Source organism: Roseovarius halophilus (ex Wu et al. 2025) (assembly GCF_047086965.1).
On sequence record NZ_JBKOTX010000176.1, the window covers coordinates 1 to 11,290 of the forward strand.

The 11,290-nt window shown below is 67.2% G+C and carries 10 protein-coding genes and 1 pseudogene; 3 read left to right on the forward strand and 8 right to left on the reverse strand.

The features are described 5' to 3' along the window. Positions 1 to 141: 141 nt before the first annotated feature. The 6 genes from ACH107_RS25100 to ACH107_RS25125 form a co-directional block, all read right to left on the reverse strand. On the reverse strand, positions 142 to 375 hold the full coding sequence (locus ACH107_RS25100) for a hypothetical protein (protein ID WP_412508294.1): 234 nt from the start codon (positions 373 to 375) through the stop codon (positions 142 to 144). 15 nt (positions 376 to 390) lie between these two features. Further along, on the reverse strand, positions 391 to 1,791 hold the full coding sequence (locus ACH107_RS25105; protein ID WP_412508296.1) for an MBOAT family O-acyltransferase: 1,401 nt from the start codon (positions 1,789 to 1,791) through the stop codon (positions 391 to 393). An 18-nt stretch (positions 1,792 to 1,809) separates the two neighbouring features. After that, positions 1,810 to 2,664 (reverse strand): DUF459 domain-containing protein, encoded by an 855-nt coding sequence (locus tag ACH107_RS25110; protein ID WP_412508298.1) that lies wholly within the window; start codon positions 2,662 to 2,664, stop codon positions 1,810 to 1,812. Then, positions 2,661 to 3,422 carry a GDSL-type esterase/lipase family protein gene (locus ACH107_RS25115; protein WP_412508299.1) on the reverse strand — a complete coding sequence of 254 codons (762 nt, stop codon included), beginning with the start codon at positions 3,420 to 3,422 and terminating at the stop codon, positions 2,661 to 2,663. Before ACH107_RS25115 ends, ACH107_RS25110 begins: the two co-directional genes overlap by 4 nt. An 11-nt stretch (positions 3,423 to 3,433) precedes the next feature. Further along, positions 3,434 to 5,632 carry a hypothetical protein gene (locus ACH107_RS25120; RefSeq protein ID WP_412508300.1) on the reverse strand — a complete coding sequence of 733 codons (2,199 nt, stop codon included), beginning with the start codon at positions 5,630 to 5,632 and terminating at the stop codon, positions 3,434 to 3,436. Between the two features lie 339 nt (positions 5,633 to 5,971). Beyond that, positions 5,972 to 7,135, reverse strand: coding sequence for an L-lactate dehydrogenase (locus tag ACH107_RS25125; RefSeq protein WP_412508301.1), 1,164 nt, complete (start codon positions 7,133 to 7,135; stop codon positions 5,972 to 5,974). 123 nt (positions 7,136 to 7,258) lie between these two features. Between ACH107_RS25125 and ACH107_RS25130 the strand changes: the two genes are divergently transcribed. After that, a complete protein-coding gene (locus ACH107_RS25130) occupies positions 7,259 to 8,032 on the forward strand; it encodes a ZIP family metal transporter (RefSeq protein WP_412508303.1) in 774 nt (257 codons plus the stop codon). A gap of 68 nt (positions 8,033 to 8,100) precedes the next feature. Then, entirely contained in the window at positions 8,101 to 8,934 is an 834-nt protein-coding gene (locus ACH107_RS25135; protein ID WP_412508305.1) for a diguanylate cyclase, read from the forward strand. Between the two features lie 30 nt (positions 8,935 to 8,964). On the opposite strand, the gene trpA is transcribed toward ACH107_RS25135, so the two are convergent. Next, on the reverse strand, positions 8,965 to 9,756 hold the full coding sequence (gene trpA, locus ACH107_RS25140) for a tryptophan synthase subunit alpha (RefSeq protein WP_412508307.1): 792 nt from the start codon (positions 9,754 to 9,756) through the stop codon (positions 8,965 to 8,967). A gap of 172 nt (positions 9,757 to 9,928) precedes the next feature. Between trpA and ychF the strand changes: the two genes are divergently transcribed. Beyond that, entirely contained in the window at positions 9,929 to 11,026 is a 1,098-nt protein-coding gene (gene ychF / locus ACH107_RS25145) for a redox-regulated ATPase YchF (RefSeq protein ID WP_412508309.1), read from the forward strand. Positions 11,027 to 11,094: 68 nt separating this feature from the next. Here the strand turns inward: ychF and ACH107_RS25150 are convergent. Beyond that, positions 11,095 to 11,290 (reverse strand): annotated as a pseudogene (locus tag ACH107_RS25150) (hypothetical protein); the annotation flags it as partial.

Below are 11,290 nucleotides of genomic sequence, written 5' to 3' on the forward strand. Positions count from 1 at the left end.
GCCATGCAGCGATCTTCTTGCGCCTGTCGCAGATGTGTCAGGCTCTCGCCCTTCTCGGTGTCCCCCAGCGGGCGCCAGGTATGCTCGTGAAAGGAACGGGGGGGTGCGGTTGCGTGTTTTCCGTGTGCTCATGACGCTCCCTCAGCCCAGCCCGGTAAGACGGTGCAGCATGTGCCGCAACTGACCGAACAGGTCGGGCGGGTCCAGCAGGGCGCGGGCATCCTCGGCCCGCAGCACCGCCGAGATGACGAGGTCGTCCACCACCCCGATATCCGGCATCGCGAACACCAGATCGAGGAACCGGTCACCGGACACGGCCCACACCAAGGCGAGCGCCGCCCAGAGCGTCAGAACGAAGACCTTGTTGCTGCGCATTGCGGTCTCCCCGGCCTAGAACTGGAAATAGATGAACGGCGCGACGCCGTCTTGCGCGAGCGCGAAACACAGCACCGTTCCCGTGGCCAGAACCAGCGCCTGCACGGCCGCGGGCCCCCGCGCAAGCATCAGCTCGGCCCGGTCGCGCCAGGCCGGCGGCAGCCAGTTCATCGCCAAACCCACGGCGACGAGAGCCAGCACTGGCGCGGTGATGGCGACCGGCGCGCCACCCTCCGCCCGGGTGAGCGCGGAAAGGATCGCGCGGGTGCCGTCCCAGTCAGCGGCGCGGAAGGGTATCCAGAGCAGCATCACGAAAAGCAGTGTCGCGGGCACGGCGACCACCGACAGCCGGGCAAGCCCCCGCCCCCCCGCGATCACGCGTTCGGCCACCAGACCGGCGCCATGCAACACGCCCCACGCCAGGAAATTCCACCCCGCGCCGTGCCAAAGCCCGGCGAGCGTCATGGTGATCATCACGGTTGTCACGCGCCGCCCGGCGCTGCCGCGATTGCCACCGAGCGGAATGTAGAGGTAATCGCGGATCCACGTGGACAGCGAAATGTGCCACCGGCGCCAGAAATCCGACAGGCCGCGCGCCCGGTAGGGTTGGTTGAAGTTGCGGTGGAACCGGTAGCCCATCAGCAGGGCGATGCCGATGGCGATATCGGAATAGCCCGAGAAGTCGCAGTAGATCTGCACGCCGTATCCCAGCACGGCGAGGGCCGCACCGTGCCATGCCTGCCCCTCGGGAAACCCGAAGACCGGGTCGACCAGCATCACCGCGAGGTAATTGGCGACGACCATTTTCTTGAACAGCCCCGACAGGATCAGCATGACGGCACCGGCGCGCGCCGCGGCATTGACGCGGTGGGGGCGGTCGATCTGGGGCAGGAAATGCGCCGCGCGCACGATCGGCCCGGCCACGAGTTGTGGAAAGAACGAGATGTAGAGGAAAACGTCCACCGGGTTCCGGCGCGGGTCGACATCGCCGCGCCCCACATCGACGATGTAGGAAATTGCCTGGAACGTGTAGAACGAGATGCCCACCGGCAACACGACGCGCATCCACGCAAGGTCGCGCGACAGCACGCTGTCGCCCAGAAGCTGCTGCAGCGACAGGAAGAAGAAGTTGAAATACTTGAATATGCCCAGTGCCAGAAGCATCAGCGCGATGCCCAGTACGCGGGCCATCCTGCCCCGGACGGGATCGCGGGCGTGATACCCGGCGATCCATGCCACCAGCGAAACACCCGCCATGAGGGCCAGAAACCGCATGTCCCATGCCGCGTAGAAAACGTAGGACGCGGCGATCAACACGCCCTTGCGCAGGCCGCGGCGGGCCGTGCCTTCCAGCGCGGTGACGAGGCTGAGCACGACGGCAAAGAAAAGCACGAACTGAAGGGTGGGAAAGACCATCCGCCAGCCGTGTCCGCGCTATTGCAGCATGCCGGCAAGGACAAGACCCCCGCCCGGCGCCTGCCGGTCGGCGGGGGCGAGCGCGGGAAAGCGGGCGATCACCGCGTCCAGCAGGCGATCCGCGACCAGCTGGTATCCTGCCCCGGTGAAATGCGAGCCGTCAGCCGTCCGCATGGCCATCGTGCGGCCGTTCACCTCGACCCGGCGGGCGAAACGGCCATCGGGCGGGGTGGTGAAGGGCGTGATGGGAAAATACGTGGCGCCGGCACGCGCGCTTTCGTCCTTGAACCACGGGTTGATGCGCCCGAGATGCGCATTGAGCGCCGCGTTGCCGTCCGGCCCCGGCCCGAACCAGTACATGATGATGTCGTGTTCGGCGGCCAGCGCCAGCACACGGCGCATCTGCGCGCGGTATGCGTCTTCCCAGCCGGCGGTGCCGTAGCCGGTGCGCCCCTCGGACGTGATCACGGTCTGCATGTCGTTCGCGCCGAAATGCGCGACCACGATATCGGGGTCCATGCGGCCGATCATGTCGCCGAGCCGCGCCGGCCAGTCGTAATAGTCGCCCCGCGCCAGCCCGGTCGACGGGCGCCCCCTGTTGGTGACCTCGATCGCGAGGCCGCGCGCCGGTGCGCGCTGTTGCAGCAACATCCCGAACCCCTGCGCAAGGCTGTCGCCGATCACCAGCATGCGTGCGGGGTTGTCCCGCGAAACCGTGGCGCGGATCTCCGTCCCGGTTTGCGCGATGGCCGCCCCGTCGGGCTCGGCCCCGCTCAGCAGGGCGCCCATGTCCTGCGCCGAGGCGCCGTCGCCGCGCGGCCCGCACGCGGCCAGCAATGCCGCCGCGACGAGGGGGAGGAGCCCCGCCCTCATTGCAGCGCGACGGCACCGAGATCGGCATCGCGGCTGGCGGTCGTGAATATGGTCGAGACCGTGGCCTGCATGAGCGCGGCAACCATGTCGTAACCCAGTTCGGTGAAATGGACCTGGTCGCTGTGCCGCACCTGCCGGACCGTGCCGTCGATGCGCGTGCTCATCACGAACTGGCCCTGCCCGAAAGTGGTGGGTTCGTGGGTGTCCACGAAACGAACGCCGGCCTGCCGCGCGGCAGCCGACTGAAGCTCGGTCAACTGGCGGTAGCTGGCTTCGTATTCCTGTTTGCCGACGATGGGTAGCCCCATCCAGACGACAGCCTCGGAGCGCGCCTTGAGCCCGGCCGCCAGCGCCCGGGCGCGGGCGGCATATTCGGATTTCCAGTCCGGCGTGCCATGCACCAGGCGCGACCGGTCCTTGCGGATGTTGGTCAGGTCGTTGGCGCCGACGGTGACGACGGTCAGGTCGGGCGCCGCGGTCTCCAGCCGGTCCAGCCAGTCCTTGGCGGGGGATTTCGCCAACCCGTCCGACACCTCCGTCAGACGCATGACGCGGACATCGGCGCATGTGGCGAAAGCGCGGTAGAAGGCCCCCCAGATCCCGTCGGCAAGACTGTCGCCGATGACCGCGATAGTCACGGGCGCGGCGGGACATTCCAGATCGTTCAGCCGGCGTTCCATCGTGGTGCCGGCCGTTGGCGTGAACGCGATGAGGCACAGGCTCAACACCATGGCAAGGCGGCGCAAATCTTTGCTCATGACCAAATCACTCAATCCTGTTCCTGATCTTGAAGAGAGGCGAAACGCGCCACCGCCCCGGCGGTGCGCGGCCCGGCGATGCCGTCGACCAGCCCGTTGAAGATGCCCTCTTCGCGCAGGCGCGCCTGGATGCCGCGCACCACGTCGGCGGGGCGGTCGTCGATCTGGTCGGTCAATCTCTGCCGCGCCGTTGAATCACCTGCGGCCAGCGCCTGCCAGTACAGCTCGGTTGCGCGCTCCACATCCGCGGGGGTCCCCTCGGCGCCTCGTTCGAGGATGCCCGCGAGGAATGAATTGGCGTGAAGATAGCCCTGATCCACCGCCCGCGTGAACCAGTCAGCGGCACGGGTGACCGATTTCTCGACCGCCGTGCCGGTGTTGTGGAAGTACCCCATGAAGAACTGCGCAACCGGGTTGCCGTCCGCGGCCTGCGCCCGGGCGATGGGCAGCGCGTCGGTGGCCGACCGCCCCTCGACCAGCTCGCGCAGGTAGATCAGTGTCAGGACTTCGCCGGAAAGCCAGTCACCGCGCTCGTAGCCGTCCCGCGCAAGCCGCTCGGCCTTCGCATAGTCCGGGTTCCTGTCGCCGCCGGGCGAGAAGGCAAGGTAGGCGCCCAGCCCGTAAGCCTGCGGCAAGCCGGCCTCGATACCCGTGGCATATGCCGCGCGCGCGGCCTCGGCATCGCCTTCGGCCTGCGCGACACGCCCCAGCGTCGTGATGGCGACGGGGCTGTTGGGATATCGCGCCGTGATCGCGCGGCACGTGGCCCGCGCGGCGTCCGTATCGATCGCCGCCAACAGTCGCGGACCGCCGTTCTGCGGCAGACCGGCCGCCCGCTGGCAGGGCCGGGCGGCCTCGGCCTCCTCCTGCATCCGGGCGAGCCCTGCGCGCGCCTCGTCTTGCGCGGCGCACAGATCGCAGGTTTCCAGCCAGCCACGTATCCGTTCGGCATTCTTGGCCCGCAGCGCGGCCTTCAATGCCTCGTTCTCTTCCTGCAACCGTTCATCCGAAAGAATGTCGTCAAGCAGCGTCTCGGCCTGTGCCCGCTGATCGCAGGCGACGCAGGTTTCCAGCCAGTCGCGCAGACCGTTGAGATCACGCGCGGCCGCCAACCGGTCGAACGCGGCTTTCTCGGCGTCGCGGGCGGCGCGTATCTCGGCGATGCGCGCGAGTCGCGCCTCGGCCTCGTCGCGGTAGGTGCATAGCCTGCAGTTATCGAGGTAGACCTCGTAGCGATCGGGCGTTTCGTCCTCGCGGATGCGGTTCCATATGTCGGTTTCCAGTTCCAGTGCCAACTGATGTTCGGCAATGTCGCGCATCCTGTTTGAGAGCTCGCGTTCATGCGGGCAGTAGGTGCAGCTCTCTAGGTAGTCGCGGATCGGCCCCGCCTTTTCCGCGCCGCGCAGGAAAAGCGCCTCGAAACTTTCAAGGTAGACGGCACTGTCCAGCGCCGGGATGAGCGGCTTGTCGCCGTGGTCAATCAGCACGCGGTCCGATGCGTCGTCGCCGCGCAGGATCAGCGAATAGCCCGCCGCGCAGGGATGCCCGCGCTCGGCATTGCGGGCAAGCGCGCGGCTGATCCACACGCTGGCCTCGGCGGCGTCGGTGCGGCCGTCGTCATCGCCGAACGGCGCGCGGTCCGCCAGCCCGCCCAGAACCGCGTATTCCAGCGGCGGGCGGTCGCCCGCGCACTCATCCTTGCGGGCATTGACCATGATCACCGTCATGCCCAGCCCGGTGGCCTTGAGTCCGCTGCGAAACGCGTCGATCATCGCCGGCAAGCGGTTGTCGGGATCATCCACGTGAAGAAACGCGATCTGCCGCGCGGCGGGATTCAGCGCCGATATGAGCGCGTCGAACCGGCTGTGGAGTGTCGACATCTCCATCCGGTCCGGTCCGACCTGCACCATGGCGTCCGGTTGCGCGCCCTCTGTGCCCGATGCCTCCGCGAGCGACAGTTTCATCACGATGTACAGCGCATCCGTCTGCGCGGTGATCTCGCCGGGCGAGGCAAGGAAGGTCGAGACGGGGTTCGACCGCAGCAGCGCCGCCAGAACCTGATCCTTGGCGGCCTCGACCGGGGGCAAGGCCGGGAACTGCAGGACGGACAGCGACCCGTCGACGGGCCCGGGACCGCCTGATGCCGGATCGCTGTCAACGAATACCACGCGGGTATCCCCCGTGTCCTGCGCCTGTGACGGATGTGCCATGACAACAGCTGCCATGGCGCAAACGGCGAAAACCAGCCCCCTGAACGCCATCGCGTTCCCCCTTCGAAATCCTGCCGGCGAAACAGCCGGCCCGTATTCTTCGTGTGCGGCCGCGGCACCCTGTGCCGGTGCCGGCCGCCAATCAACACTTCCGGAACCGGACCCTGCGGGCGGCGGAAACCGGATGCGCCGCAGGATCGCCCGCTTCACTTAAGAATCCGGCGGCATTTCGCGTCAAGGTCTTGTTGTCCGCCACCATCATTTTCACACGCCGCGTGGCCGGCCCGCCGGACGCGGCGCGGCCGGGTCGTGACGCGTCGTGGCGGATGGGGCGCGGGGTCAGGCCCAGCGGCCGGTGAAATCTTCCGGAACCATCAGGATGTCGCGGTCCAGTGTCGTCACGTCGGTGCGCCCGCAGAACGCCATCGAGATATCCAGCTCGTGGCGGATGATCTCGAGGGCCTTCGTGACGCCCTGTTCGCCCATGGCGCCGAGGCCGTAGACGAAGGCCCGGCCGATATACGTGCCCGTCGCCCCGAGGCTGAGCGCCTTCAGCACGTCCTGTCCCGACCGGATGCCGCTGTCGACATGCACCTCGATCTTGTCACCGACGGCGTCCATGATCGCGGGAAGCGCGCGGATCGCCGAAAGCGCGCCGTCCAGCTGCCGGCCCCCGTGATTCGACACGATGATCGCGTCCACGCCCACGTTCAGCGCCTCCCGCGCGTCGCGCGGGTCCATGATGCCCTTGAGGATCAGCGGGCCGTCCCACATCTTGCGGAACTGCTTGATCCGGTCCCAGTCAAGCGCCTCGTCAAAGGCTTCGGCCGTCCACGAACTCAGCGAGGTCGGGTCGGTCACGCCCTTGGCGTGCCCCACGATGTTGCCGAAGGAACGCCGCTTGGTGCCCAGCATCCCCAGCCCCCAACGTACCTTGGTCATCATGTTGGCCACGGATCGCGGAGTCAGTTTCGGGGGCGCGCTGAGCCCGTTCTTGATGTCCTTGTGCCGCTGGCCGAGCACCTGAAGGTCCACGGTGATGACCGCGGCCGAACACTTGGCCGCCTTCGCCCGGTCGAACAGGCGCTGCATGAAATCATCGTCCTTCAGGGTGTAGACCTGGAACCAGAAGGGTTTCGAGGTGTTTTCGGCCACGTCCTCGATCGAGCAGATCGACATGGTCGACAGGGTGTAGGGAACGCCGAATTCCTCGGCCGCGCGCGCTGCCTTGATTTCGCCGTCGGCGTGCTGCATGCCCGTGATTCCGACCGGCGCGAGCGCCACGGGCATGGACACGTCCTGCCCGATCATCCTGCTGGCGGTCGACCGGCCGGACATATCCACCGCGACGCGCTGGCGCAGGTATATGTCGTGGAAATCGCTGCTGTTCTCGCGGAATGTCTGTTCCGTCCAACTGCCGGACTCGGCGTAGTCATAGAACATCCGGGGCACGCGGCGTTCGTACAGGCGGCGCAGGTCCTCGATGCAGGTGATGGCTGGCATGGCGCATTCCGGTCGCTTTTCTGGTCAAGTTTGCTTACCAGTACCGGGCCCCCTGTGCAATCTGCCTCGACAGGTCTAGGCTTTTTCGGGGCCGCCGGGCCGGGGCCGTAACGGAGAGCGGACATGGAACTGATCCTGATCGGCGCCATCGCGAGTCTCGCTGCCGGCCTGATGACCGGCGCGGGGGCCGTGCCCGTGCTGTTCGGCAAGACACCGTCGCGCCGCGCCAATGACGCCATGCTGGGCTTCGCGGCGGGGGTCATGCTGTCGGCATCTTATTTTTCCCTTCTGCTGCCGGGGATCGAGGCCGGCCGGATGGTTTACGGCTCGGTCACGGCTGCGGCCATGGTGGCCGGAGCGGGCATCGGGGCCGGCGCGCTGCTGGTGGCGGCGCTGAACGCGCTGTTGCCGCACCGGCACTTCGTCATCGGCCCGGAAGGCGCGGATCCGGGCGCGCTGCCGAAGATCTGGCTGTTCGTCTTTGCCATAACCATCCACAATTTCCCCGAGGGTCTGGCCGTCGGCGTGGGCTTCGGCGGTGGTGACTTGCAAAACGGGCTCTCGCTGGCCACGGGGATCGCGCTTCAGAACGCGCCCGAAGGGCTGGCCGTGGCGGTGGCGCTGCGCGGGCAGGGCTATGACCGGCGGCGCGCCTTCGCCATCGCGCTGGCGACCGGCCTGATCGAGCCCGTGGGCGGCGTGCTGGGCGTGGGGGCGGTGCAGATGTCGCAACAGATGCTGCCCCCGGGCCTGAGCTTTGCCGCCGGGGCGATGCTCTATATCATCAGTCACGAGATCATTCCCGAAACCCACCGGCACGGTCACCAGAATGCCGCGACGTCGGGCCTGCTCGCGGGGTTGATCCTGATGATGATGCTCGACGTGGCGCTCGGGTAAACTGTCACTGGCCGTGATTAGTGATTTGTTAACTATTTGCCGAGAAGCTGGGTGCAAGGGGTGCCGTCATGACGATCTACCTTTTCCTCGCCCGCATTTTTCCGCGCAGCTTCACCGCCAAGGTCTTCTGCATCGCGTTCGTTGGGACCCACGTCCCGCTGATCAGCTTGCTGGCCTTCATGCTGGTCGCCGGGTCCGGTTTCGCGGGGTACCGCGACGCGCTTCTGCTCATCCTCGGGGCCACGCTTCTTGGCACCGCCGCCACCCTGTTCGCGCTGCGCGCCCTCCTCGCGCCGCTTTACCGGATCGAGGAGGGGATGAGGGTTTTCGAAGAGGATGAAACGATACCGACGATGCCCGACGCGGGCGATGATGAACTTGGCCGCCTGATGCAACGGGCGAACCGGCTGATGACCCGCGTCAAGAGCCGCATGGCGGATGTTCGCAAATCCGCCGACACCGATCCGCTTACCGGGCTTCTCAACAGGCGTGGCTTCGACAGGGTGGTTGCCGCCGACGCGCCGGGCGCGGTCATGCTGCTGGACCTCGATCATTTCAAGACCGTCAATGACAGGTTCGGTCACGACGCGGGCGACGCGGTCCTGCGGGATCTGGCGGGGGTTCTCCGGACCACCCTGCGCAAAACCGATGTCGTGGCCCGGTTCGGGGGCGAGGAATTCATCGCCTTCCTGCCGCACACGGACGAACCCGCCGCGGTGGAGATCGCCGAACGCCTGTGCCGCGCGGTCGAAGACGGGCTTTCCGTGGCGGGCAGGCCGGTCACGGCGTCGATCGGCGTTAGCGCCGGCCACGATGACATCGCGGCGCGGATCAAGCGCGCCGATGTCGCGGTCTATGCGTCCAAGAACGAGGGCCGCAACAGGGTGCGCCGCGCCGCGTGACGGGGGCGTGCCCCCGTCAAGGGCCCGCTGTCACGCCGAATGGGCGCCGTCGGCCAGCCCCTTGACGAACGCCAGCACCTCGTCGGTGCCGTGCCCCTCGGCCAGCTTGCCCACGATGGCCGACCCCACGACGGCACCATCGGCCACGCTTGCGATGTCGCGGCTGGTTTCGGGGCTGCGAATGCCGAAGCCCACGATGACCGGCAGGTCGGTACACGCCTTGATGCGCGCAACCTCGGGGCCGACGTCGCTGGCCTCCGCGGCGGCCGCGCCGGTGATCCCGGTTATCGAGACGTAATAGACGAACCCCGACGTGTTCGTCAGCACCTTGGGCAGCCGCTTGTCATCCGTGGTCGGCGTGGCGAGGCGGATGAAGTTCAGCCCCGCCTTCTGGGCGGGGATGCACAGCTCCTCGTCTTCCTCCGGGGGCAGGTCCACCACGATCAGACCGTCGATCCCGGCTGTCTTCGCATCCTGCAGGAACCGGTCCACGCCGCGATTGTAGATCGGGTTGTAATAGCCCATCATCACGATCGGCGTGGTCGCGTCCGTCCTGCGGAATTCCGCCACCATGTCCAAGGTCTTTTGCAGCGTCTGCCCGCCTTCCAGCGCCCGCTGACCGGCCAGCTGGATCGTCGGGCCATCCGCCATCGGATCGGTGAAGGGCATCCCGAGCTCGATGATGTCCACGCCCGCGCCCGGCAGGCCCTTGATTAGCTCCAGCGAGGTATCGTATTCGGGATCGCCCGCCATGACGTAGGCGACAAAGGCCTTGCGGCCGGCCTTGCGAAGTTCGGCGAATTTCGAGTCTATGCGGGTCATCGCGGCGTCCTGTGATACGGTCCGTCCTCGGTGTCGCCCAAAGCGCCGCCGAGTGCAATGGGGAATGGTACCGGCGCCGCGGCCGCCCGGCCCTGTCGGAGCGACAGGCGCTTCTTGCAACGCGTGCGCATGCGGCATAGAAGCGCCGCGGTGCCACAAAGGAGCGTTCGAGATGGGATTCAAGATGGGTATCGTCGGGTTGCCGAACGTGGGGAAATCCACGCTGTTCAACGCGCTGACCCGCACCGCCGCCGCGCAGGCGGCCAATTTCCCGTTCTGCACCATCGAGCCCAACGTGGGCGAGGTGGCCGTGCCCGATGACCGCCTCGAAAAACTGGCCGGGATCGCCGGGTCGCGGCAGGTCGTCCCCACCCGGATGACCTTCGTCGACATTGCCGGGCTGGTGAAGGGCGCCAGCAAGGGCGAGGGGCTGGGCAACCAGTTCCTTGCCAATATCCGCGAGGTGGATGCCATCGCGCATGTCCTGCGCTGTTTCGAGGATGGCGACGTGACGCATGTCGACGGGCGCGTCGATCCGGTGGCCGATGCCGAGGTGATCGAGACCGAATTGATGCTGGCCGACCTCGAATCGATCGAGAAGCGCCGCGCCGGGCTGGTGCGCAAGCTCAAGGGCGGCGACAAGGAAGCCCAGCAACAAGACAGACTGCTGGCCGACGCACAGGAAATGCTGGAGAACGGCAAGCCCGCGCGGCTGGTCGAGGTCGCGGAGGAGGATGCACGCGCATGGAAAACGCTGCAACTCCTGACCACCAAGCCCATCCTCTATGTCTGCAACGTCGACGAGGGCAGCGCGGCGCAGGGTAACGAACTTTCCGCCGCGGTCGCGGAAATGGCGGCGGAACAGGGCGCGGCCACCGTCACGATCTCGGCGCGGATCGAGGAGGAGTTAAGCCAGCTCGACGCCGACGAGGCGGCGATGTTCCTCGACGAGATGGGGCTCGAAGAAGCCGGGCTCGACCGCCTGATCAAGGCGGGCTACGCACTGCTGAACCTCGAAACCTATTTCACCGTGGGCCCCAAGGAGGCGCGCGCCTGGACCATTCCCGCCGGCACGACCGCGCCGCGCGCGGCCGGTGCCATCCACGGGGATTTCGAGAAGGGCTTCATCCGCGCCGAAACGATCGCCTACGATGATTTCGTCGCCTGCGGCGGCGAACAGGGGGCCAAGGAGGCGGGCCGGATGCGCGCCGAGGGCAAGCAATACGTCGTCAAGGACGGCGACGTTGTCCACTTCCTTTTCAACACCTGACCCGGTCGCGGCGGGCCTCTCCAGCCCGCGAGTCCCTGGCAGGGAGGGCCGTGGTGGCCCGCCCCGTTTCAGATGAACGTGAAATCGTCCAGCGTCAGGTTTGCCGCCGCCACGTTCTCCACGAGGACCAGGTGCCCGTCCACGTTCATCTGCGCGCCGTCGGCGGTGTCGGTGATGTTCAGCGCGTCGAGGAAGCCGCTGAGCCCGTTGCCGCCATTGTCGATGTTGGGCGTGCCGTCCAGCGTGCTGACCGTGCGGATGAGG

Coding starts and splice junctions, on each gene's coding strand:
- ACH107_RS25110 (WP_412508298.1), bottom strand. CDS start 2,664: ATGAGGGCGGGGCTCCTCCCCCTCGTCGCGGCGGCATTGCTGGCCGCG.
- trpA (WP_412508307.1), bottom strand. CDS start 9,756: ATGACCCGCATAGACTCGAAATTCGCCGAACTTCGCAAGGCCGGCCGC.
- ACH107_RS25130 (WP_412508303.1), top strand. CDS start 7,259: ATGGAACTGATCCTGATCGGCGCCATCGCGAGTCTCGCTGCCGGCCTG.
- ACH107_RS25100 (WP_412508294.1), bottom strand. CDS start 375: ATGCGCAGCAACAAGGTCTTCGTTCTGACGCTCTGGGCGGCGCTCGCC.
- ACH107_RS25125 (WP_412508301.1), bottom strand. CDS start 7,135: ATGCCAGCCATCACCTGCATCGAGGACCTGCGCCGCCTGTACGAACGC.
- ACH107_RS25135 (WP_412508305.1), top strand. CDS start 8,101: ATGACGATCTACCTTTTCCTCGCCCGCATTTTTCCGCGCAGCTTCACC.
- ACH107_RS25115 (WP_412508299.1), bottom strand. CDS start 3,422: ATGAGCAAAGATTTGCGCCGCCTTGCCATGGTGTTGAGCCTGTGCCTC.
- ychF (WP_412508309.1), top strand. CDS start 9,929: ATGGGATTCAAGATGGGTATCGTCGGGTTGCCGAACGTGGGGAAATCC.
- ACH107_RS25120 (WP_412508300.1), bottom strand. CDS start 5,632: ATGGCACATCCGTCACAGGCGCAGGACACGGGGGATACCCGCGTGGTA.
- ACH107_RS25105 (WP_412508296.1), bottom strand. CDS start 1,791: ATGGTCTTTCCCACCCTTCAGTTCGTGCTTTTCTTTGCCGTCGTGCTC.